We start from the raw sequence: 20,970 nt of genomic DNA on the forward strand, positions 1-20,970 counted from the left end.
CACCGCGCGCCGCCCCCTAGGCTGTGGCCATGCTGCGATGGGAACGGGGAACCGTGAAGGGCACGCTGGGCGCCTGGCCGGGCGTGGAGCGTCTCGAGGTGGAGCTGGAGGACGGCGGGACGATCTCCGCGATCGCCTACCGGGAGCTGACCGGCCGGCCGGCGCGCGGGGAACGGGTGCTGCTGAACACCAACGCCCTGCGCCGGGAGCTCGGCACCGGCGGGGACGCGATGGTGGTGGCCCGCCCGGACGAGCTGCCGACCGCCGTGGAGCCGGCCGGGCACATGGTCAAGGCCCGGTACACGCCGATGCAGACGATGGTCGACGCGCTCGACGACCCCGAGGGCGAGCACTACCGCATCGTGCGGGACGCGGAGGACATCGCGGGGATGCCGGTGGTCGTCGCCGACCTCCACTCCTCGCTCCCGGCGATCGTGGCCGGCATCAAGGTGCACCGCCGCTCCGCCCGCATCGCGTACGTCCACACCGACGCCGCCGCGCTGCCGGCGGCGTACTCCCGCACCGCGGCCCGGCTGCGCGAGGCGGAGCTGATCGCCGCCGTGATCAGCGCCGGGCAGTCCTTCGGCGGGGACCACGAGGCGGTCACCGTCCATTCCGCGCTGCTGGGCGCGAAGCACGTGGTGGGCGCGGACGTCGCGATCGTCATCCAGGGGCCGGGCAATCTCGGCACCGGCACCGGCTGGGGCTTCTCCGGGGTCCAGTCCGTCGAGGCGCTGCACGCGGCCGCGGTGCTCGGCGGCCAGCCGGTGGCGACCCTGCGGGTCTCGAGCGCCGACGAGAGGCCCCGGCACCACGGGCTCTCGCACCACTCCTCGACCACCTACGGCCGAGCGCTGCTCTCCCCCGCGCACCTCCCGGTGCTCCCCCGCACCGACAGCCGGTACAACAAATTTCATGCGTCAGTGCGCAAACAGGTGAAATCGACGATCCTCAAGCCGGCGTCGGCGCGCGGGATCCAGCACCATCTCACCGAGGTCGACGCCAAGGGGATCCGGGGCGCGCTCGAGGAGATGCCGGTGCGGATGACCACCATGGGGCGGACCCTCGCCGAGGACACGGCGGCCTTCCAGTACGCCGCGCTGGCGGGACGCTGCGCGGCGCAGCTCGCCCCGCGGGACTGAGCGCCCGGGCGCCGTCCGGTCAGTCCTGCGGCGCCTCGCCGCGCTCGTGGACGAGCTCCTGCAGACGATGCGCCGCGGCGATCGCCCGCTCGCCGTCGTAGCGCTGGATCGCGTGGAGCGACAGGGTGGTCCCGTCGGCGAGGTCCAGATGGGCCCAGGGGTCGCCCATCGGGAAGCTGACGCCCACGATCTCCGGCCAGGCGACCGTGCGGGCGCGGAACAGGTTCCGCACCTGGAGAGCCTCGGGACGGGCCACCACCCGCACCGAGGCCTCGAGATGGCAGAAGAGGGCGACGAGCACCCCGATCGCGAGCAGGCCGATCCGGCCGGCCGGCGTGAATCCGGGGATGACGACCGCTCCCGCGATCATGCCGGCGAGCACCACCGCCGCGCTGGTGTAGGCGGCCAGCCGCACCATCCGGGGCCGCAGCACGAGGGCGGCCCGCTCGTCCCCCGGGGCGGGGACCGGCGCGGAGGTGCTCATCGGCTCAGATGCGGCAGGCCTGGATCGCGGTGACCAGGATGGCGCGGGCGCCGACGTCGTACAGATCGTCCATCATGCGGTGCGCCGCCCGCCGGTCCACCATGGCGCGCACGGCGGACCACTCGCCGCCGTGCAGGGGCGAGACCGTCGGCGACTGCAGTCCCGGGGTGATCTCCACGGCCCGCTCGAGCAGGGAGCTGGGGATGTCGTAGTCGAGCATCACGTACTCGCGCGCCACCAGCACGCCGCGGATGCGGCGCTCGAGGACCTCGAGGGCGTGGGCGGCGGCCTCGCCCAGCTCCATGCCGGGACGGGAGAAGAGCACGGCCTGGCTGGTCATGATCGGCTCGCCGAAGGGCTCGAGGCCCGCCTGACGCAGCGTCGTCCCGGTCTCGACCACGTCGGCGATCACATCGGCGACGCCGAGCCGGATCGAGGACTCGACGGCGCCGTCGAGGTGGACGACCTCGGCGGAGATGCCGCGTCCGGCGAGGTAGTCCTCGACGAGGTTCTCGTAGCTGGTGGCGATGCGGGCGCCCTCGAGCTCGGAGGCGTCCCGGCGGGTGCCGGTCGGCGCCGCGAAGCGGAAGGTCGAGCGGGCGAAGCCCAGCGAGAGGATCTCCCGGGCCGGGGTGCGGGAGTCCAGCAGCATGTCCTGGCCGGTGATGCCCACGTCCACGGTGCCCGAGCCGACGTACACGGCGATGTCACGCGGGCGCAGATGGAACAGCTCGACGCCGTTCTCCTCGTCGAGCACGACGAGCTCCTTGGCGGTGCCGCGGCGCCGGTAGCCGGCCTCCTGCAGCAGGCCGGCGGCGGGCTCGGAGAGAGCACCCTTGTTCGGGACGGCGATGCGGAGCACTGATCCTCCTCGGCCGCGGGGCGCGGCCCGGTCTGAATGGCGGAGCGGGACGGGACGTGAGCGGGGAGAACCCCTCAGAGGTGCTTGTAGACGTCCTCGAGGGAGAGGCCCTTGGCGACCATCATCACCTGCACGTGGTAGAGGAGCTGGCTGATCTCCATCGCCGCGTCCTCGGAGGACTCGTACTCGGAGGCCATCCACACCTCGGCGGCCTCCTCGACGATCTTCTTGCCGATCTGATGGACGCCGGCATCGAGCTCGCGGACGGTGCCCGACCCCTCGGGTCGGGTGCGGGCCTTCTCGGTGAGCTCGGCGAACAGTGCCTCGAAATCCTTCACCCCCTCAGGGTACGCGCCTCACCGACCGACTCGTGACGGCGACCGCCTGCCGGGAGGAGACTCACTCCCGGTGCACCGTCGGATCCAGATGGGCGGTCTCGACGGTGACGCGCTCGCGGCGCGCCTGCCGCCGCCGCACCCGCCACCAGACGAAGAAGCCCGTGAGGGTGAAGGCCCCGTAGAAGACGTACATGAGGGCACTGGCGTAGTAGCCGGCGCTCCACAGCAGCGGGACGCCGACGATGTCGACGGCCACCCAGATCAGCCAGAACTCGACCCAGCCCTTGGCCATGCCGAAGGTCGCCAGCAGGCTGCCCATGAAGATCCAGGCATCGGCCCAGACCGGTTCGTAGGAGCCCAGTGCGCGGAACAGGGGCGTCAGGGCCGCGGTGCCGCCCACGAGGGCGACGAGCAGGAGCGCGCGGGTCCCCCAGGAGGCCCAGCGCGGCTCGACCGCCGTGCCGCCCGCCTCACGGGCGGTGCGCCAGCGATGCCAGCCGTAGATGCTGGTGGCGATGAACATGACCTGCCGACCGGCCTGGCCCAGCAGGTCCGCCGAGCCGGTGCCGCCGAAAACGGAGCCCAGGAACACGGTGAACAGCAGCACGTTGCCGAGGATGCCGATGGGCCACGCCCAGACCTTGCGTCGCATCCCGCCGAGTGCGCTGAGGAGGCCGAAGACGTTGCCCAGCACCTCGCGCACGAGCAGGAACTGTCCGCCCGCGAGCTCGATCCTCGCGTCGAAGAGCCACTGCAGGAAGTCCATGTCGGTCCTTTCACCGTCGGAGCAGCGGCTCCGGGGGTCGAAAGGATCCGACAGGCGCCCCGGCGCGCATCCGGGCGCGGCGAGGACCTGTGGGACGTGCGCCTCTCATCCAGGCTGTACTGTCGGTGCCGGATTTCCACCGGCTCAACCGCCGAAGCGGGTCGCGGACTGTCACCGCCGGCTCGGACTTCCACCGACCCCGGAGCACGTCACTGGTCGTGACCGGACCATGCTACGCCCGCGTGCGGGAGCGCGGGTCAGTGCGCGGTGTGACCTGCGGCCAGCTCGCGCAGCACGGCGATCTCCTCCGCGGCGTCCTGCGCGCGGTAGATGGCCGAACCGGCCACGAAGACGTTGGCGCCGGCCTCGGCGCAGCGCTCGATCGTCTCGCGGCTGACGCCGCCGTCGACCTGGATGGACACCTCCAGGTTCGCCGCGCCGATGGCGCGGCGGGCGCGCCGGATCTTCGGCAGCATCGTCTCCAGGAAGCTCTGGCCCCCGAAGCCCGGCTCGACCGTCATGATCAGCAGCATGTCGAACTCGCCGATCACGTCGAGGATCGGCTCCACCGCGGTGGCGGGGCGCAGCGCGACTCCCACCTGGGCGTTCTTGCGGCGCAGGTCGCGCGCGAGCTTCACGGGCGCGCTCGCGGCCTCGAGATGGAAGGTCACCGAGTCGGCACCGGCCTCCGCGAAGGCCGGCGCCTCGCGGTCGGCATCGGCGATCATGAGATGGGCGTCCACCGGGATCGCGCTGCGCCGGACGATCTGCTCGACCATGCTGGGGCCGAAGGTCAGGTTCGGCACGAAATGGTTGTCCATCACGTCCACGTGGACGCTGTCGGCGCTGGTGATCTTGTCCAGCTCGGTGCCGATGCTCATGAAGTCGGCGTTGAGGATGCTGGGGTGGATGTACTGGCCCTCGGTCGCGTACGCGCTGTTCATGCCGACGGGAGTCCTTCCTCGGTGGGGGCGCTGCGCGTGCGCAGCAGTGCGATGTACATGGCGTCGGTGCCGTGGACGTGCGGCCACAGCTGGACGGCGGGACCGTCCCCGAGCTCGAGATCGTGCTGCGCGCCGGGCAGGACGCCGGCGCGCACGGCCTCACGGGCGTCCAGCTGCTCGACGTCCTGACGCCCCTTCAGCACGTCGGCGACGATCAGGCGGGTCTCGGCGAGGTGCGGGGAGCAGGTCACGTAGGCGACCACTCCCCCGGGGGCTGCGGCGTCGAGCGCCGAGCGCAGCAGGTCGCGCTGGATCGTGCCGAGATGGCCGATGTCCCCGGGGCTGCGCCGCCAGCGCGCCTCCGGGCGACGCCGCAGGGCGCCGAGTCCCGAGCAGGGGACGTCCGCGAGGACGCGGGAGAAGCGCCCGGGCATCTCGGCGCCGACGGTGGTGCCGTCGGCGGTGCGGGTCTCGATCTCGCAGCCGGCCTCGCGCAGGGACGCGACCGCCCGGTCCACGAGCTCGGTGCGGTGGGGCTGCAGCTCGACGGCGAGCAGGTCCGCGTCGTGCCCGATCGTGAGCCCGCCCAGCAGCGCGGCCTTGCCGCCGGGGCCGGCGCAGAGGTCCAGCCAGTGGGCGTCCTCGGCCAGGACCAGGTCGTCGGCGCCGAGCGCGAGGGCCAGGGCCGCCAGCTGGCTGCCCTCGTCCTGCACGGCCACGCGCCCCTGCTTGACCAGGTCCATGCCGCCGGGATCGCCCGAGGGCCACGCGGCGGCGAAGACGGAGAGGTTCCCCTGGCTGGCTCCGTGGTCGATGAGCTCCTCGACGTCCGTGAGGCCCGGTCGCATCACCAGGGAGACCGCCGGTGCCGCGTTCTGGGCCGCGAGCAGCTCGTCGATCTCCTCGCGGGAGCGTCCGTGGCCGGCGAGGGCGTCGCTCAGCGCGCGGACCACCCAGCGCGGATGGGAGTGGACGACCGCGAGGTGGCCGACGGGGTCCTTCGCGCGATCGGGCGCGACCTGCTCGATCCATGCGTCCAGAGGCTTCTCCCCCACCCTCCGCAGCACGGCGTTGACGAAGCTCGCCGCCCCGGCGCCCACCGCGCCGCGGGCCAGGGCCACCGTCTCCGAGGTCGCGGCGTGCGGGGCGACGGTCATGTCCAGCAGCTGATAGGCGCCCAGCCGGAGGACGTCCAGGAGTGCGGGCTCCACCTCGTCGAGCGGCCGGTCCACGCACGCGGCGAGGATCGCGTCCAGCCGGCCCTGGGCGCGCAGCGAGCCGTAGAACAGCTCGGTGGTGAAGGCGGCGTCCCGGCCGGAGACGCGGTGGCTGCGCAGCAGCCGCGGCAGCACCAGGTTCGCGTAGGAGTCCTCCTCGCGGATCATCCGCAGTCCCTCGAACGCCACCTGGCGGGACGGGGTGGAGCGGCGGGAGCGCTCGGAGGGGCGGGAGGAGGAGTAGCCGCGGCGCGGGCCGCCCCGGCCCCGGGACCCCGAGCGCTCGCGCCCTCGGGAGTCGCGCTCCGGCCGTCGGTCCTCGCGGCCTCCGCGTCGGTCCTCGCTCATGCCTGCTCTCCGTCCTGCTGATGGTGCGTGAAGGTGGCTCCGGGCGGCAGTGCGGCGCCGCGGGCCCAGTCGGCGGCGCGCATGGGCCGCTTCCCGGCCGGGGCCAGGGTGGACACGGCGACGACGTCGCTCCCGGTGCCCACGAGCACCTGGCGACGGGTGGCCTCGATCCGGCCCGGAGGCAGCGGGGCATGCTCGGGGGCCGCCTCGACGCCGAGGATCTTGGTGCGCGATCCGTCCAGCTCCGTCCAGGCGCCGGGCTGCGGGCTCATGCCGCGGATGTGGGCGGCCACCTCTTCCGCAGGGCGGGTCCAGTCGATGTGCGCCTCGGCGGGGGTGAGCTTGGCCGCATGGGTGGCCAGGGAGTGGTCCTGCGGGGTGGAGGTCGCCGTGCCGGCCTCGAGGGCGTCGAGGGCGTCGAGCAGCACCTGTGCGCCCTGGATCGCCATCCGGTCCAGGAGCTCGCCGGCGGTCTCGAACTCGCCGATGTCCGTGGGGGCGCTGCGCAGCACATCCCCGGTGTCCAGGCCCTTCTCGATCCGGAACACGCTCAGACCGGTGCTCCGGCTCCCGGCGAGCACCGCGCGCTGGGCCGGGGCGGCGCCGCGCCACTGCGGGAGCAGCGAGAAGTGGAGATTCACCCAGCCGTGGCGGGGGATGTCGAGAGCGGCCTGCGGGACCATCGCGCCATAGGCGACGACGGGCGCGGCATCCGGTGCCAGCTCGCGGATCTCCTGCTGGATCTCCTCGTCGCGGAGCGTCGACGGGGTGAGGACGGGCACGCCTGCCTCGAGCGCGAGGCTCTTCACCGGCGAGGGGCGGAGTGTGCGGCCGCGACCGGAGGGGGCGTCGGCCCGGGTGAGCACGCCGACGACCTCGTGGGACGAGTCGAGCAGGGTGCGCAGGGACGGGAGTGCGGCCTCGGGGGTGCCGGCGAAGAGAAGACGCATGATGCCCGAGTCTAAGCGGGAGCAGCCGCGCGGACGGCAGCGGAGCTCCTACAGTGGCGACATGCACCACCCTCCCCGTCGCCGTCGATGAGGCCGGGAGAGGCCGTGCCCGGGCACGAGATCGGCTCTCCCGGCTATCGGCGGATGCTCGCCGCGCTGGTCTGCGCCGGCATCGCCACCTTCGCGCAGATCTACTCGCCGCAGGGCATGCTCCCGCTGATCTCCGCGGACCTCGGGATCGGTCCCGAGCGCGCCGCGCTGACCGTCTCGGCGGCCACCGCCGGGCTGGCCCTGGCCGTCGTCCCCTGGTCCTTCCTCGGAGATCGCATCGGACGCCTGCGCGCCATGGTGATCGCCGTCGTCGCCGCCACCTCCCTGGCGCTGATCGCCGCGTGGACGCCCGATGTGGAGCTGATGCTGGGCCTGCGCTTCGTCGAGGGCATGGCGCTGGCCGGGGTGCCCGCGCTGGCGATGGCGTACCTCTCCGACGAGGTCGACTCCCGCTCGCGCGCGATCGCCGCCGGCTGGTACGTGGCCGGGACCACTGTGGGCGGGCTCTCCGGGCGCGTGCTCGCGACGCCGATCGCGGACCTCGCGGGCTGGCGCACGGGGATGACGGCGGTGGCGCTGCTCGCGGCGGCGGCGGCCGTCGGGTTCGTGCTCCTGGCACCCCGCGAGCGACGCTTCGTGCCGTCATCGGCGAACGGCGGGTCCCGCGCCGTGCTGGGGCGGTTCGCGGCGACCCTGCGCGATCCGGGCCAGCTGGTGCTGTTCGCCACGGCGTTCCTGCTGATGGGCGGCTTCGTCGCGATCTACAACTACCTGTCCTTCCACCTCGCGGCGCCGCCCTACCTGGTCCCGGCGGGGCTGCTCGGGATGGTGTTCCTCGCCTATCTGGGCGGGACGGTCTCCTCCCCGCTCGCGGGTCGGCTCGCCGTCCGCCACGGCTACCTGCCGGTCCTGCTCGGGGCGATGGTCGTGATGCTGGTCGGGCTGCTGATGCTCCTCCTGGGACCGCTGGTGTCGGTGCTCGCGGGGCTGCTGGTGATGACGGCGGGCTTCTTCGCCGCGCACGCGATTGCCAGCGGATGGGCCGGTGCCCGTGCCGAGGGCGCTCGCTCGCAGGCGACCGGCCTGTACAACCTCGCCTACTACCTGGGCTCGAGCGTGCTGGGCTGGGGCACGGGCCTGATGTACGCGGCGTCGGGGTGGACGGCGACGGTGGCCCTGGTGGGAGCCTTCGTGGTCCTGAGCGGGGTGCTGACCCTCGTGGTGCTGCGACGCGATCAGTAGACGAGGCCGAACACCCACACCGCGAGGGTCAGCGTCGTCGCGGTGATCAGGACGATGCCGAGGAGGTTCAGCACGATGCCCGCACGCGCCATCTGCGGGATCTGCACGTAGCCGGAGCCGTAGGCGATCGCGTTCGGCGGCGTCGCCACCGGCAGCATGAAGGCGCAGGTGGCGGCCAGCGCGACCGGGATCGCGAGCAGCATCGGGTCCAGCCCGATGCCGACCGCGACCGCGGTGGCGACGGGCAGGAAGGTCGCCGCGGTGGCGGTGTTCGAGGTCAGCTCGGTGAGGAAGAGGACGCCGGCCGCGGTGATCGCGACGATCAGCACCATCGGCAGGCCGCCGAGGCCGGCGGTGACCTCGCCGATCCAGTCGGTCAGGCCCGAGGAGCTGAACTGGGCGCTGAGGGCGAGGCCGCCGCCGAACAGCAGCAGGACGCCCCAGGGCAGCTTCACCGCGGCATCCCAGTCCAGCAGGCGCACGCCGCGCGCCGCGCCGGCCGGGAGCAGGAACAGCAGCAGGGCCACGGCCATGGCGATGCCGGCATCGCTGATCGGTGCCTCCTCCGCGCCGAGCAGGTCGGAGACCAGGGGGATGAACACCCAGCTCACGGCGGCCAGCACGAAGATCGCGAGCACCCGCACCTCCCCCGAGGCGATCCGTCCGAGCCGCCGGCGTTCCCTCCGGATCAGGTCCGCCCCGCCCGGGATCTCCGTGATCTCGGGACGGAACAGCACCTTCGTCAGCAGCAGCCAGGTGATCGCCAGGAAGACGGCGGCCAGCGGAGCGCCCACCAGCATCCAGCGCCCGAAACCGATCGTGACGCCGAACTCCTGGCTCATGTGCGCGGCGAGCAGCGCGTTGGGCGGGGTGCCGATGATGGTCGACACCGACCCGATCGAGGCCGCATAGGCGATCCCGAGCATGAGGGCGATGCCGAAGTTCGAGCGCACCGCCGCCGAGGCGGTGCCCGTCGAGCCGGGGTCCGGGTCGACGCCCTCGCCGGGCTCCTCGCCCTTCGCGGCGGCCTCCTCGAGGCGCAGCGTGTTGACCAGCAGCAGGACCGAGACCCCGATCGGCAGCATCATCACCGCCGTGGCGGTGTTGGAGACCCACATGGACAGGAAGGCGGTGGCCACCATGAAGCCGAGGACGAGGAGGGAGGGGCTGGTGCCGATGGCGCCCACGATGGCGAGGGCGATGCGCCGATGCAGGTTCCAGCGCTGCATCGCCAGGGCGAGCATGAATCCGCCCATGAACAGGAAGATGATGTTGTTGCCGTAGGACGCGCCGACGTCGTCGAAGCCCACCTCGGTGTTGAGCGCGGGGAACACCACCACCGGCACCAGGGCCGTGGCCGGGATGGGCAGCGCCTCGGTCATCCACCAGGCCGCCATCAGCACCGCGGTGGCGGCGGTGAGACGGGCGCCGTGGGGGACCTCCGCGGGCATGACCAGATAGATCGCGATGCCGGCGACCAGTCCGAGGACCAGGCCCAGACGGCGGACCAGCACCGTGCGACGGGTCTGCGCCGGCGCCCGCTCGCCCTCGGAGGCGTCGGGGCGGTCCTGAGGCTCGGCCGGTGCGCCCGGTCGCTCGTGGTCGGACGTCATGGCGGTCCCTCTCTGTCGGCGGCGGTGTCGACTGTGGTGAACCAGCCTAGGAGACCACGGCGCGCGGCGCGCGGACCCTCCGCTCAGAAGACGTCCGGCGGGTCGAGCCGCACCCGCAGCGAGCCCCGCGCCTTGCGGGCGCTGCGGGCGGCGACGCCCGCGCGCAGGGCGGCCGCCAGCTCCCGTGAGCGCGCCGGCTCCAGGCGCACCACGGCCCGGGCACGGCCGGCGGCGGACGGGCCGTCGAGGTCGACGGGGCCGAAGACGTCCGTGCCGTCCGGCAGCTCGACCGTCTGGAGGAACTCGCGGCACGCCTCCCGCTCCCCCACGATCTCGGCCACCCTCCGGAAGGGCGGCAGGTCCAGCTCCCGGCGGTCCTGGAGGACGCGGTCGAGGAAGACCGTGGACCGGTGGGCGACCAGGTCACGGATGGCCGGGAGGGTGGAGGTCCCCACCACCAGCACCTCACCGCCCTGGTCGGCGCTGCGGACCAGGGCGATCGCATTGCGCCAGCGGCGCACCGCCTCGACATCGGCGTCGAAGGCGGCCCGGCTGAGCAGCGCGTCGGCGTCCAGCAGCAGGCAGGCGGCGTAGCGCCCGAGAGGGGCCGGCTCGGCGCCGGGGGTGGCCACGACGATCGCGCCGTCGACGACCGCCGCGTCCTCGAGCGCGCCGTGCGCCCCGCCGGCGACCTTCAGCGGGGTGTCCGGGAACGCGCGATGGAGCTCCTCGGCCGTACGGGCGGAGCCGATGACCAGGGCCCGCACGTGGGTGCGGTCGCACTCGGGACAGCGGTAGCCGTCCTCGCGCCGGCCGCAGACGCGGCAGTGGAGCGGACCGTCCCGGCCGCTCAGCGAGAGCTGGGCCGAGCAGTGCGAGCACTGCGCCCGGGTGCCGCAGAAGGTGCAGGCGATCGCCGGCACGTAGCCGCTGCGGGGCACCTGCACCAGGACGGGGCCGCGCTCGAGGCCGCGACGCAGCACCCGCATCGCCTCCTGCGGCAGGCGGGAGCGTCCGGACGGCCCCTCGCGGTCCCGCAGGTACTGGTCCATCGCGACGATGCGGGGGCGCACCGCCGTCACCGGCGCGGGCAGCGGATCCAGACGGGTGAGGTAGCCGGCCTCGGTGAGGGCGCGCAGCGGCACCGACTCGCTCGCGCCGAGGAACAGCAGGGCGCAGCGCTCCTGGCGGGAACGGCACTGCAGCACGGTGCGCGTGTGCGGGTAGGGGGCGCGGGGCTCCTCGAGGAGGTCGTCGGCCTCGTCCCAGCAGATCGCGAGCGCGAGATCGCGCACGGGGGCGAAGGCGGCCGAGCGGTTCCCCAGCACCACCCGGGTCGCGCCGCGCAGGATGCGGCGGAACGTGCGGTAGCGCTTCTCGGGGCCCTCGGTGCCGCCGAGGACCTCATGGGCGATCCCGCGCTCGTCGAGGAGCGCGCTGAGACGTGCGATGTCGCGCTGGTCGGGGGCGATCACCATCGCGCCGCGCTCCGGTGCGAGAGCGGCGACGGCGTCGGCGGCGATCTCGGTCCAGGGGTCGGCGGCGTCCAGGGTCATGGCGGCGCGGGGCACCGGCCCCTCCTCGCCGCCGGCGCGGGCGAGCAGCGCCGCCAGCCCCGGATAGCGTTCCCCGGGGCGGGGGACGTCCGCGGCGGGTTCGGGAGAGGTCGCGCCCGCTGCCGGCGGCTCCCCCGTCTCGTCGGCGCCCCCGGCGGACGGGGACCGAGCCTCCGGTGCGACGGCGGACTCCGCAGCGCGGGACTCGGCCTCGCGCTGCTCGGCGGCGCGATCGGCCTTCTCGGCCCGGGCGTGGCGCGGCGGCAGGGCGAGTCGCAGCACGTCGCCGACGGTGCCCGCGCAGCGTTCGGCGAGGTCCTCGAGGGCACGCATCATGGCGGGGGCGACCACGACATCCTCGGACACGAGCCGGTGCAGCGGCGCGAGGGCGCGATCGGTCGAGGGCCGCTCGTGGCGGCCGAGCACGATGCCCTCGGTGTCCCGGCCGGAGAACCGCACCCGCACCCGCATCCCGGGTCCCGCCGCGGCCGTCTCCGGCGTCACGGCGTACTCGAAGGGCCGGTCCAGGTGCGGCAGCACGCCGATCAGGCGCACGCTCGCCACCGGACGCTCCTCGACGACCTCGAAGCCGGCGGTGGTGCGCAGACCCGAGGCCCGGGCCGCGTCGGGGCGGCCCGGGTCGCCGGGCGCCCGGGCCGGCGGGGAGGGGTCGGGAACGGGCGCGGCGGGAGCCGCGAACAGGGGCTCCTGGCCGTCGGCCGTCCCCTCTGCCCGGTCTCCCGCCGCGTCCACGGCGGAGCTGCTCAGCGCTTGTGCACCGCCACGAGGTCGCAGACGAAGATCAGCGCCTCGTTCGGGGCGATGACCGGCGGCGCGCCGCGCTCGCCGTAGGCGAGGGAGGCGGGGATCTCCAGACGGCGACGGCCGCCCACCCGCATGCCCTGGACGCCCTGGTCCCATCCGGTGATGACCTGCCCCACGCCGAGCTGGAAGCGCAGCGGCTCGCCGCGGTCCCAGGAGGCGTCGAACTGCTCGCCGGTGGAATGGGAGACGCCGAGGTAGTGCACGTCGACGACGTCGCCGCGGCCGGCCTCCTCGCCGTCCCCGACGATCTCGTCGGTGCTGAGCAGCTCGGTGGGCGCCGGGCCCTCGGGGTGATCGATCTCGGGCTTGCTGCGGTCCATGGGTCCTCCTGTGGTGGACGGGTGGGGTCGGGGATCAGTCTGCCGTGTGCGCGGCGTCGAGGACGTCGATGACGAACACGAGGGTCTCGCCGGCGAGGTCGCCCTGGTCGCCGTAGGCCTCTTCGGGCGGGATGACCAGCATCACCTGGCTGCCCACCGGGAGGTCCAGCAGGTTCTCGTCCCAGCCGGGGATGACCTGCGAGGCGCCCTGGACGAAGCCGAAGGGGGCGCCGCGCTCCCAGGACGAGTCGAAGATGGAGCCGTCGGACCACTTCCAGCCCGTGTAGTGCATGGTGAGGTAGTCGCCCTCCCGGGTGGTGTCCCCGGTCCCGACGACGAGCTCCTCGCGGACGGTCGAGCCGGGGGCATCGCCCTCGGGGGCGGCGTCCAGCGTCGGCGAGCCGTCCTCGGCGAGGGTCACCGAGGGGTAGGTGCCCGAGGGGCTGCCGGCCGCGCCCTCCGCGCGCAGCGGGGAGACGATGCGGTCGACGTCGGCGACCTGCAGCAGCGACCTGGCCTGCCCGCCGGTGTCCTGCTGCCAGCCCGCCATGGCGAAGCGGGAGCCGACGGGCACCGTGGTGAAGAAGCTGAAGGCCTCCTCGCCGACGCCCTCGGCGGTGACCTGGACGCCGCCCGCGGGAGCGCCCTGCCACCAGGACTGCAGGGTCTCCCCGGTGCCGGCGTCGATGTACATGCTGCGCCAGATGACGGTGTCCCCCTCGGCGATGACGTCACCGTCGCCGGGCACGACGATCTCCGCCTGGGCCGCGTCGATCGCCAGCGGCGGGGTGAACTCGATCGTCGGCTCCGCGGCCAGGTCGTCGCCGATGCTCACGCCGCTCAGCGGATCACCGCCGCCACCGCCGTCCGAGGCACCGCTGGTGGCCTCCGGGTCGCTGCCGTCATCGGTGCAGGCGGCGAGCCCGATGGCGGCGGTCGCGGCGAGGGCGGTGGACAGCAGGGTGCGGCGGCGGATCACGGAGGGACCTTTCGGATCGTGGGCCCCGGGGCGGGGCAGGGCACCAGGGTACGGGGCCCCTGGTGGGTGATGGCTGGGGCGCGTTCTCAGGCGGGCGGTGCGGGCGCGTCCGGTGCGATGCCCGCGGCACGGATCTCCTCGAGGAGGGCGTCGACCGCCGGGAGGTGCGTGGCGAAGGGGTCGAGCACCTGCACGGGCATGGCGCCCGGGCGGGTCAGGCGCAGCGTGGTCCAGTCCACGACGTGGTCGACGCCGTGCTCCTGGGCGGCGGCGACGACCTGGCCGCGGAGGTGGGCGCGGGTCGTGCTCGGTGCGCTCTCGCGGGCTGCCTCGATGCGCTCCTCGGACAGCACGGAGGGCGCCATCCCTCTGCGCTGCAGGGCAGGGAAGACGCCGGCGCCGGGGTCGATGTCGTGGTAGGCGAGGTCGAGGCGCTCGATCTCCGGTGCCCCGAGGTCGAGGCCGCGGCGCTCGGCGACCTGCGCGACCAGCCGTTCCTTGATGGCCCAGTCCAGATGCTGCGCCGCCCAGGAGCGGTCGCCCGTGCGCACGGCGTCCAGGGCGCGCTGCCAGGTCTCGAGCGCGTCCTGCTCGTCCCCCTCGGCGAGCGGGGCGACGTGGTCGAGCCAGCGCTGCTGCACCTCGAGGGCGGTGGTGGTGCCCCCTTCGGCGGTGGGCAGGGGCGCGCGGCCGGTGAGATCGCGGGAGACGGCACGGATCGCGGCGATGTCGTCGTGCAGGGCGAGCTCGGGCAGCGCGCGGCCCGTCTCGATGGCGCGCAGCACGAGGTCCGTGGTCGCGAAGCGCAGGTGCGTGGAGACCTCGCTCATCGTGGAGTCCCCCACGATCACGTGGAGGCGCCGGAAGCGGGTGGGGTCCCCGTGGGGCTCGTCCCGGGTGTTGATGATCGGCCGGGTGCGCGTGGTGGCCGAGGAGACGGCCTCCCACATGTGGTCGCTGCGCCGGGAGAAGACGAACTGCGCCGGGCCGTCCTGCCCGTCCTCGGTGCGTTCCCGCACCACTCCCCCGGCGCCGGTGACGATCTGGCGGGTGACCAGGAACGGCAGCAGGTAGCGGGGCAGGCGCGTGAACTCGCCGCGACGGTCCACGAGGTAGTTCTCGTGGGAGCCGAAGGCGTTGCCGGCGGAGTCGACGTTGTTCTTGAGCAGGTGCAGGCGCGCATCCTGCCCCTCGGCGGCCAGACGGTCGTTGGCCTGGGCGGCCAGATCGGCGAAGATCCGCTCCCCGGCGCGATCCTGGGCCACCAGCTCCCACCAGTCGTCGCATTCGGCGGTGGCGTACTCGGGATGGGAGCCGACGTCGAGATAGAGCCGGGCGGCGTTGCGCAGGAACACGTTCGAGCTGCGCCCCATGGCCACCACGGGGCGGAACAGCTCGCGAGCGGCCTGCTCCGGCTCCAGCGCACGGGAGCCGTCGGCCCGCACGCACACCAGGCCGAACTCGGTCTCGAGCCCTCCGACGCGTCGCTTCATCGCCTCACTGGCCGCCCTTCTGGACGAAGGAGCGCACGAAGGTCTCCGCGTTGGACTCGAGCACCGCGTCGATCTCGTCGAGCAGGTCGTCGGCGGCCTGGGCGGAGGCGAAGGTCTGCCCGCCGGTGACGGTCTCGTCGCCGCTCTCGTCGTCGCCGCCGGGACCGGGGGCGTTCAGGGACTGCTGGGACATGGGTCCTCCTTCTCAGTCGGTGACGGCTCGGCGCAGGGCGCCGAGGATCGTCTCGGGGTCGTCGGCGAGGTCGATGCCGTGCTGCGCGCACCACGCGGCGGAGCCGAGGCGGGGATCCGCCAGGCGCAGCCGATAGCCGTGGTCGCGCCCGGCCACGGTGATCGCGTCCCATCCGGCCGAGGGGACGCTCCCGCGGTGCGCGGCGATGAGGCCGCCGCGCAGATGGGCGCGCGTGCTCCGCGGAGCGGTGGACAGTGCCTCCTCGACCTCCGCGGGATCCACCATCGTGGGCGCGGCGCCGGCCGCGCGGAGCTTCTCGAACAGGCCCCGGCCGGGGCGCAGGTCGGAGTACTGCAGGTCGATCATGGCCAGCCGCGGATCGTCCCATCCCAGGTCGTGGCGGGCGCGGTAGCGCTCGAGCAGCTGCAGCTTCGCCACCCATTCCACGCGGTCCGCGGCGAGCATCGGATCCTGCTCCAGCAGATCGAGGATCTCCCGCCAGGCGGTCAGCACCTGCGCGGTCTCCCCGTCGGCGGTGTCGGCGACCGCCTCGATCGCCTCGAGATGGGCCCGCTGGATCTCGAGCGCCGTCAGGGTGCGGCCATCGGCCAGCGGCACCCGGGTCCGCAGCGAGGGGTCGTGACTGATGGCGTGCACCGCCGCGACCGGATCGGCCAGGCGCAGGTCCGGGAGGATCGCCCGGCCGCTGCGGTGCTCGGCCTCGAGCGCCGCCAGCATCAGCGAGGTGGTGCCGAGCTTGAGGAAGGTGGACTCCTCGAGCAGGTTGGCGTCACCGAGGATCACGTGGAGACGGCGGAAGCGCGCGGGGTCCGCGTGCGGCTCGTCGCGCGTGTTCACGAGGGGCCGGTTCAGGGTGGTCTCGAGCCCCACCTCGGCCTCCATGAAGTCCGCGCGGGAGGAGAGCTGGAAGCCGGGCAGCTGCCCGCGGGTGCCCCGGCCCACCCGGCCGGCGCCCACGAGGACCTGGCGGGTGGTGAGGAAGGGGAGCATCGCGCCGACCACGCGCTCGAAGGGCACGTCCCGCTCCAGCAGGTAGTTCTCGTGGGTGCCGTAGGAGGAGCCCTGGCCGTCGGTGTTGTTCTTGTGCAGCGCCACCTCGGGGATCCCCTCGGCCGCGGCGAGGATGCCCATCGCCCGGCGTGCGATCTCCTCGCCGGCGCGGTCGGCCACCACCGCCTCCCGGGCGCGCAGGACCTCGGGGGCCGAGTACTCGGGGTGGGCGTGGTCCACGTACCAGCGGGCGCCGTTGGTGAGCACGGCGTTGCCGATCGAGCGCTGCGAGGACCAGACCAGGATCTCCGCGTCGTCGCCCTCGGGGGCGGCCTCGGGCCCCTGCAGCGGGGCGTCGAGGTCGACGCTGGGCACGTGCGCGTCGCGCACCTCGTCCGTGAGCTGGCTGGGGTGGGCGGCGGCGCGCTGCATCTCGAAGCCGCGGGCGTCGCGCAGCGGGGTCTCGTCCCCGTAGTCCCAGCGCACGCGGTGACCGCGCTCCCCCTCGAGGGGATCCAGCAGCGCGTAGGCGCCGACGACCAGGTGGGAGAGGAGGATCGAGCTGCCGGCCCCGGCGCGGGCACGGTCCTCGAGGTCGGCGTGGAGCACGCCGAACTCGGTCTCCAGTCCCATCACCCGCTCGGTGGTCAGCGACGGGGAGGCGGGGGTCGGCGGGATGCTCATGCGCCCGCCCCGTCCTCGGCGGCCCCGGCCGGGGCCGACTCGGCGCGGGTGCGGCCCTGCAGCGGGACCACCGCGTCGACCCGTCGGCCGCGGTGGCCGGAGATCCGCGCCCAGTCCTCGGGATGCGCCGCCGAGGGCATGTCCTCGTTCTCGATGAACTCGGCGGTGATGGCGTCCAGCAGGTGCTGGGAGGCGACGCCCACGCTGCCGGTGGACAGCTGGTCCTTGACCGCGATCTTCTTCGCGCGGTCGACGATGTTGCGCAGGGTGGCACCGGAGACGAAGTCGCGGAAGTGCAGGGTCTCGTCGGCGCCGTCGGAGTACTCGACCCGGACGAAGGCGGAGGAGGGCCCCTCGTCGTAGATCTCGTGCACCGCGAGGTCCAGCAGCGCCTCGCGGTCCTCGCGCAGCGGGATGCCGCCGTCGAGGTACAGGCCGAGGATCTCGCGTCCGGCGCGGGCGTTGGGACGGCGCACCCGGATCTTCACGTCGAGGCGCCCCGGCCGCAGGATCGCGGGGTCGATCATGTCCTCGCGGTTGGAGGCACCGATGACGATGACGTTGTCGAGCCCCTCCACGCCGTCGATCTCGGCCAGCAGCTGCGGGACGATCGTGGTCTCCACGTCGCTGGACAGGCCCGTCCCGCGGGTGCGGAACAGCGCCTCCATCTCGTCGAAGAAGATCACCACGGGATGATCCGCGGCGGCCTTCTCGCGGGCGCGCTCGAAGACCAGGCGGATGGACCGCTCCGTCTCGCCGACGTACTTGTTCAGCAGCTCCGGGCCCTTGACGTTGAGGAAGGCCGAGTTCTCGAGCGCCTCGGCGACGCTGACCCCGCGCACCTCGGCGCTGCGGAGCACCAGCTCGTGGGCGACGGCCTTGGCGATCATGGTCTTCCCGCAGCCGGGCGGGCCGTAGAGCAGCACGCCCTGCGGGGGCCGCAGGCCGTAGGTGCGGTAGAGGTCCTGCTGCAGGAACGGCAGCTCGACGGCGTCGCGGATCGCCTCGATCTGCTCGCCCAGGCCGCCGATCTGCTCGAAGGAGACGTCGGGGACCTGCTCGAGGACCAGGTCGGTGATCTCGGCGCGATCGATGCGCTCCAGGACCAGCTGCGCCTTGAGATCCACCAGCACGTGGTCCCCGGGGTGGAGCTGCTCATCCGTGAGCGTGCCCGCGCGGCGCAGCACCCGCGTGTCGTCGGGGGCGACGGCCACGAGGATGCGGGTATCGGCGAGGGACTCGACCACGGGCACGACGTTGCCGGCGTCCCCCGGCTCCACCGCCTCCACGGCGGCGAGGGACTCGCTCAGACGCAGCTCGGTGCCCGGGACCAGCGCCTCGAGGTCCAGGCTCGCGGAGGTGGCCACCCGCAGCCGGCGCCCGTTGTGCAGCACGTCGATGGTCGTGCCCTCGCTGCGACGCAGGAAGGTCGCATACGAGTTGGGCGGATCGCCCACCCGCTCCAGGTCCGCCTTGAGCTCGACGATCTGGGCGCGGGCCGAGCGCAGCCCGGCGACCAGGCGCTCGTTGTGGGCCGCGAGCTGCTCCAGCTCGGCGGTCATCTCCGCATAGGTCTTCATCGTCATCGTCTCTCCTCCCCGGGGTCGCTCAGCGGTCGCGGCCCTGTCGGATGTCGCGCAGCGCCCGCTTGAGCTTGCGCGGCGCGACCCCGCGCTCCCCCAGGTCCTGCGGCCCCCACTCGCTGTCCGAGCCGCCGAAGCCGTCGTTGTCGGGATGGCTCAGCTCCTCCTCGCCGCGGGACCCGGGGGCCGGACGCGTGTGGCGGGTCAGCGCCCGGGTGCCGTGGGCCGTGCGGCGGGCGGTGAGCAGGAAGCCGGTATGGGCGTTCATGCGGTGCTCGGGGCGCACGGCGAGCCCCTCGAGGTGCCAGGGCCGCACGAAGGACTCCCAGGCGTAGGGCTCGGTGAACTCGCCGTGGTCGCGGAGCGCCTCCGCGGTGCGGGAGAGCTGCGTGACGGTGGCGACGTAGGCGAGGTACACCCCGCCGGAGACCAGCACCTCGGCGGCGGCGTCCACGCACTCCCAGGGGGCGAGCATGTCCAGCACCACGCGGTCCACCGCCGGCCCCTCCGGGCAGAGCGTGGGGGCGACCTCCTGGAAGTCGCCGACGCTCAGCTGCCAGGACGGGTGCTCGGCGCCGAAGAAGGTCTCGACGTTCTCGCGCGCGACCTCGGCGAAGTCCTCGCGCCGCTCGATCGAGTGGACGCTGCCCTCGGGGCCCACGGCGCGCAGCAGCGCCGTGGTCAGCCCTCCGGAGCCGACGCCCGCCTCGAGCACCCGCGCCCCGGGGAAGATGTCCCCCCACATGAGGATCTGCGCGGAGTCCTTGGGGTAGATGATCGCCGCGCCGCGGGGCATCGAGAGCATGTAGTCGGCGTACAGCGGGCGCAGCGCCTGGTAGCGGGTGCCGCGGCTGTCCTCGACCACCACGCCGTCCTCGGCACCGATCAGCTGGTCGTGGCGGAGCACGCCGCGGTGGGTGTGGAACTCGCCCCCGGGCCTCAGGGTGATCGTGTGCAGGCGGTTCTTGGCATCGGCCAGCTGGACCTTGTCGCCCAGGTCGAAGGGGCCGGTGCGATCCAGGCCGCGCCGGGGCGCTCGGGGCGCGGGAGCCTGCGCTCCGTCGCGAGGGGCGGACGGCTGCGGCTGATCTGTCATGCGTTCCAGCATATGGGGTGTTCCCAGAGGTGGCGCCCGCTGTTCACCGTCCGCGCAGGAGCGCGTTGACCTCGGCGCTCATGATTACACCGAGCGGCCGGCCGTCGGCCCCCATGACGAGGTACACGGGAGCGGGCCGCGAGAGCATCGCGGAGACCAGATCGTCGCCCCGCAGCGTCTGCGGCAGGGCGACCACCTCCCCCATCGGGCCGGTGACCGCGCTGACGGGCGTCTCCGCTCGCCGGGGAGCGGGCACGGCCGCGGCGGCCTCCGCCTGGATGCGATGGGCGCGACCGAGGTGTCCGGGTGACCGGCCGCCCGCCTCCAGGACCAGCACGTCGTCGTAGTCGGCGCCGGAGTCGAGCTCGGCGAGGGGCAGCTCGGGTGGGACGACCCGCATCGGCCGGGCGAGCGCGGCGGCGTCGAGGGCCCGGACGCGCTGCTGCACGCGGGCGCCCTCGAGCGCGCGGGAGGCACCCTGCCAGAGCATCCCGGCGATGAGCATCGCCCAGACCAGGGTGAGCAGGGAGACGCTCCCGGCCCCGCCGGAGCGCATGATCCGCCACAGCGGCAGCGCGACCACCGCGACGGCGATGGCCCGGCCGATCCACGCCGTGACCCGCGTCCCCCGCAGCGGATCGCGCAGCACGGCGCCCAGCAGGGACTCCAGCGCCCGCCCGCCGTCCATCGGCAGCCCGGGCAGCAGGTTGAACAGGGCCAGGGCGATGTTCAGCCAGGCGCTGAAGGACCAGAAGGTGGCGGCGGCACCGCCGGGGGCGGTGAGCGGGACGGCCGCGGTGGCCAGCAGCGCCAGCAGGGCGTTGCTCGCCGGCCCCGCCAGCGAGATCAGCACCGAGCCGAGGGCGGACATGCGCCCGGCGCGGTACTGGGTGTGCCCGCCCCAGAGGGTCAGCGCGATGTGGTCGACCCGACCGCCGAAGGCACGGGCGACGACGGCATGGGCGACCTCGTGCACGAGCACCGAGACGATCATGAACAGGCCGATCCCCACCGCCAGCAGCACGGCAGCGCCGGGGTCGGTGCGACCGCCGGCGCTGAGCGCCGGATACATGATCACCGCGAGCAGGAGCACCGTCACCAGCGTGCCGGGGCTCACACGGATCGGCGGCAGCGTGCCCAGGCGCAGCTCGGGGCTCTTCATCGATGGTCTCCTCCGTGCCCGGGCCGACGGGTGCCGGGCAGGGCGAGGATAACCGGTGCTCCTGCACCCGACCTCCGCGGCCCCGCACCCGGGCTCCTCGGAGGTCGACGA

General features: G+C 73.8%; 19 protein-coding genes and 1 riboswitch. Of the genes, 2 read left to right on the top strand and 17 right to left on the bottom strand.

Translation table 11 applies throughout. From position 1 onward, the window contains the following. The first annotated feature begins 29 nt into the window (after positions 1 to 29). Positions 30 to 1,142, top strand: coding sequence for a DUF3866 family protein (locus CXH06_RS08810; RefSeq protein WP_114854835.1), 1,113 nt, complete (start codon positions 30 to 32; stop codon positions 1,140 to 1,142). Between the two features lie 19 nt (positions 1,143 to 1,161). Here the strand turns inward: CXH06_RS08810 and CXH06_RS08815 are convergent, their stop codons facing one another. From CXH06_RS08815 to fmt, 7 genes are all read right to left on the bottom strand, one after another. Further along, positions 1,162 to 1,626 (bottom strand): PH domain-containing protein, encoded by a 465-nt coding sequence (locus tag CXH06_RS08815; RefSeq protein WP_114854804.1) that lies wholly within the window; start codon positions 1,624 to 1,626, stop codon positions 1,162 to 1,164. Positions 1,627 to 1,630: 4 nt separating this feature from the next. Next, complete coding sequence (gene hisG, locus CXH06_RS08820; protein ID WP_114854805.1) at positions 1,631 to 2,488, bottom strand: ATP phosphoribosyltransferase; 858 nt, start codon at positions 2,486 to 2,488, stop codon at positions 1,631 to 1,633. A 74-nt stretch (positions 2,489 to 2,562) separates the two neighbouring features. After that, a complete protein-coding gene (locus CXH06_RS08825; protein ID WP_114854806.1) occupies positions 2,563 to 2,826 on the bottom strand; it encodes a phosphoribosyl-ATP diphosphatase in 264 nt (87 codons plus the stop codon). A gap of 61 nt (positions 2,827 to 2,887) precedes the next feature. After that, positions 2,888 to 3,592 (bottom strand): nicotinamide riboside transporter PnuC, encoded by a 705-nt coding sequence (gene pnuC / locus CXH06_RS08830; protein ID WP_114854807.1) that lies wholly within the window; start codon positions 3,590 to 3,592, stop codon positions 2,888 to 2,890. 93 nt (positions 3,593 to 3,685) lie between these two features. After that, a riboswitch (FMN riboswitch) is annotated at positions 3,686 to 3,803 on the bottom strand. Positions 3,804 to 3,849: 46 nt separating this feature from the next. Further along, positions 3,850 to 4,536, bottom strand: coding sequence for a ribulose-phosphate 3-epimerase (rpe, locus tag CXH06_RS08835; RefSeq protein WP_114854808.1), 687 nt, complete (start codon positions 4,534 to 4,536; stop codon positions 3,850 to 3,852). Further along, positions 4,533 to 6,101, bottom strand: a complete 1,569-nt coding sequence (locus tag CXH06_RS08840) for an RsmB/NOP family class I SAM-dependent RNA methyltransferase (protein ID WP_114854809.1) — start codon at positions 6,099 to 6,101, stop codon at positions 4,533 to 4,535. Before CXH06_RS08840 ends, rpe begins: the two co-directional genes overlap by 4 nt. Then, a complete protein-coding gene (gene fmt, locus CXH06_RS08845) occupies positions 6,098 to 7,051 on the bottom strand; it encodes a methionyl-tRNA formyltransferase (protein ID WP_114854810.1) in 954 nt (317 codons plus the stop codon). Before fmt ends, CXH06_RS08840 begins: the two co-directional genes overlap by 4 nt. 105 nt (positions 7,052 to 7,156) lie before the next feature. Between fmt and CXH06_RS08850 the strand changes: the two genes are divergently transcribed. Continuing rightward, the gene (locus CXH06_RS08850) at positions 7,157 to 8,344 is read left to right on the top strand and encodes an MFS transporter (protein WP_232820278.1); all 1,188 of its coding nucleotides are present in this window, start codon (positions 7,157 to 7,159) and stop codon (positions 8,342 to 8,344) included. Here the strand turns inward: CXH06_RS08850 and CXH06_RS08855 are convergent. The 10 genes from CXH06_RS08855 to CXH06_RS08900 all read right to left on the bottom strand — a co-directional run bounded on the left by CXH06_RS08855 (position 8,338) and on the right by CXH06_RS08900 (position 20,859). Next, positions 8,338 to 9,957 (bottom strand): DASS family sodium-coupled anion symporter, encoded by a 1,620-nt coding sequence (locus CXH06_RS08855; protein WP_114854812.1) that lies wholly within the window; start codon positions 9,955 to 9,957, stop codon positions 8,338 to 8,340. The two genes, CXH06_RS08850 and CXH06_RS08855, sit on opposite strands and share 7 nt — an antisense overlap. An 83-nt stretch (positions 9,958 to 10,040) precedes the next feature. Next, positions 10,041 to 12,266, bottom strand: coding sequence for a primosomal protein N' (locus CXH06_RS08860; protein ID WP_232820279.1), 2,226 nt, complete (start codon positions 12,264 to 12,266; stop codon positions 10,041 to 10,043). Positions 12,267 to 12,277: 11 nt separating this feature from the next. Then, the gene (locus CXH06_RS08865; RefSeq protein WP_114854813.1) at positions 12,278 to 12,658 is read right to left on the bottom strand and encodes an FKBP-type peptidyl-prolyl cis-trans isomerase; all 381 of its coding nucleotides are present in this window, start codon (positions 12,656 to 12,658) and stop codon (positions 12,278 to 12,280) included. Between the two features lie 34 nt (positions 12,659 to 12,692). After that, entirely contained in the window at positions 12,693 to 13,637 is a 945-nt protein-coding gene (locus CXH06_RS08870; RefSeq protein ID WP_157975674.1) for an FKBP-type peptidyl-prolyl cis-trans isomerase, read from the bottom strand. A gap of 86 nt (positions 13,638 to 13,723) precedes the next feature. After that, on the bottom strand, positions 13,724 to 15,130 hold the full coding sequence (gene pafA / locus CXH06_RS08875; protein WP_114854814.1) for a Pup--protein ligase: 1,407 nt from the start codon (positions 15,128 to 15,130) through the stop codon (positions 13,724 to 13,726). A gap of 4 nt (positions 15,131 to 15,134) precedes the next feature. After that, positions 15,135 to 15,323, bottom strand: coding sequence for a ubiquitin-like protein Pup (locus CXH06_RS08880; protein WP_114854815.1), 189 nt, complete (start codon positions 15,321 to 15,323; stop codon positions 15,135 to 15,137). A gap of 12 nt (positions 15,324 to 15,335) precedes the next feature. Further along, the gene (gene dop, locus CXH06_RS08885; protein WP_114854816.1) at positions 15,336 to 17,018 is read right to left on the bottom strand and encodes a depupylase/deamidase Dop; all 1,683 of its coding nucleotides are present in this window, start codon (positions 17,016 to 17,018) and stop codon (positions 15,336 to 15,338) included. Then, positions 17,015 to 18,598 carry a proteasome ATPase gene (arc, locus tag CXH06_RS08890; protein WP_114854838.1) on the bottom strand — a complete coding sequence of 528 codons (1,584 nt, stop codon included), beginning with the start codon at positions 18,596 to 18,598 and terminating at the stop codon, positions 17,015 to 17,017. The genes dop and arc overlap by 4 nt, the downstream gene beginning before the upstream one ends. Before the next feature lie 28 nt (positions 18,599 to 18,626). Further along, positions 18,627 to 19,697 carry a tRNA (adenine-N1)-methyltransferase gene (locus CXH06_RS08895; RefSeq protein ID WP_157975675.1) on the bottom strand — a complete coding sequence of 357 codons (1,071 nt, stop codon included), beginning with the start codon at positions 19,695 to 19,697 and terminating at the stop codon, positions 18,627 to 18,629. A gap of 43 nt (positions 19,698 to 19,740) precedes the next feature. Continuing rightward, positions 19,741 to 20,859 (bottom strand): M50 family metallopeptidase, encoded by a 1,119-nt coding sequence (locus CXH06_RS08900; RefSeq protein ID WP_114854818.1) that lies wholly within the window; start codon positions 20,857 to 20,859, stop codon positions 19,741 to 19,743. Positions 20,860 to 20,970 lie beyond the last annotated feature (111 nt).

The sequence above is a fragment of the Brachybacterium sp. YJGR34 genome, from assembly GCF_003347015.1.
Taxonomy (GTDB): Bacteria; Actinomycetota; Actinomycetes; order Actinomycetales; family Dermabacteraceae; genus Brachybacterium.

Bases quoted from the DNA above. Each gene is read 5' to 3' on its own strand.
- arc (WP_114854838.1), bottom strand. From the start codon at position 18,598: ATGAAGACCTATGCGGAGATGACCGCCGAGCTGGAGCAGCTCGCGGCC.
- CXH06_RS08840 (WP_114854809.1), bottom strand. From the start codon at position 6,101: ATGAGCGAGGACCGACGCGGAGGCCGCGAGGACCGACGGCCGGAGCGC.
- CXH06_RS08900 (WP_114854818.1), bottom strand. From the start codon at position 20,859: ATGAAGAGCCCCGAGCTGCGCCTGGGCACGCTGCCGCCGATCCGTGTG.
- rpe (WP_114854808.1), bottom strand. From the start codon at position 4,536: ATGAACAGCGCGTACGCGACCGAGGGCCAGTACATCCACCCCAGCATC.
- pnuC (WP_114854807.1), bottom strand. From the start codon at position 3,592: ATGGACTTCCTGCAGTGGCTCTTCGACGCGAGGATCGAGCTCGCGGGC.
- CXH06_RS08895 (WP_157975675.1), bottom strand. From the start codon at position 19,697: ATGACAGATCAGCCGCAGCCGTCCGCCCCTCGCGACGGAGCGCAGGCT.
- dop (WP_114854816.1), bottom strand. From the start codon at position 17,018: ATGAGCATCCCGCCGACCCCCGCCTCCCCGTCGCTGACCACCGAGCGG.
- fmt (WP_114854810.1), bottom strand. From the start codon at position 7,051: ATGCGTCTTCTCTTCGCCGGCACCCCCGAGGCCGCACTCCCGTCCCTG.
- pafA (WP_114854814.1), bottom strand. From the start codon at position 15,130: ATGAAGCGACGCGTCGGAGGGCTCGAGACCGAGTTCGGCCTGGTGTGC.
- CXH06_RS08815 (WP_114854804.1), bottom strand. From the start codon at position 1,626: ATGAGCACCTCCGCGCCGGTCCCCGCCCCGGGGGACGAGCGGGCCGCC.
- CXH06_RS08880 (WP_114854815.1), bottom strand. From the start codon at position 15,323: ATGTCCCAGCAGTCCCTGAACGCCCCCGGTCCCGGCGGCGACGACGAG.
- CXH06_RS08855 (WP_114854812.1), bottom strand. From the start codon at position 9,957: ATGACGTCCGACCACGAGCGACCGGGCGCACCGGCCGAGCCTCAGGAC.
- CXH06_RS08810 (WP_114854835.1), top strand. From the start codon at position 30: ATGCTGCGATGGGAACGGGGAACCGTGAAGGGCACGCTGGGCGCCTGG.
- CXH06_RS08865 (WP_114854813.1), bottom strand. From the start codon at position 12,658: ATGGACCGCAGCAAGCCCGAGATCGATCACCCCGAGGGCCCGGCGCCC.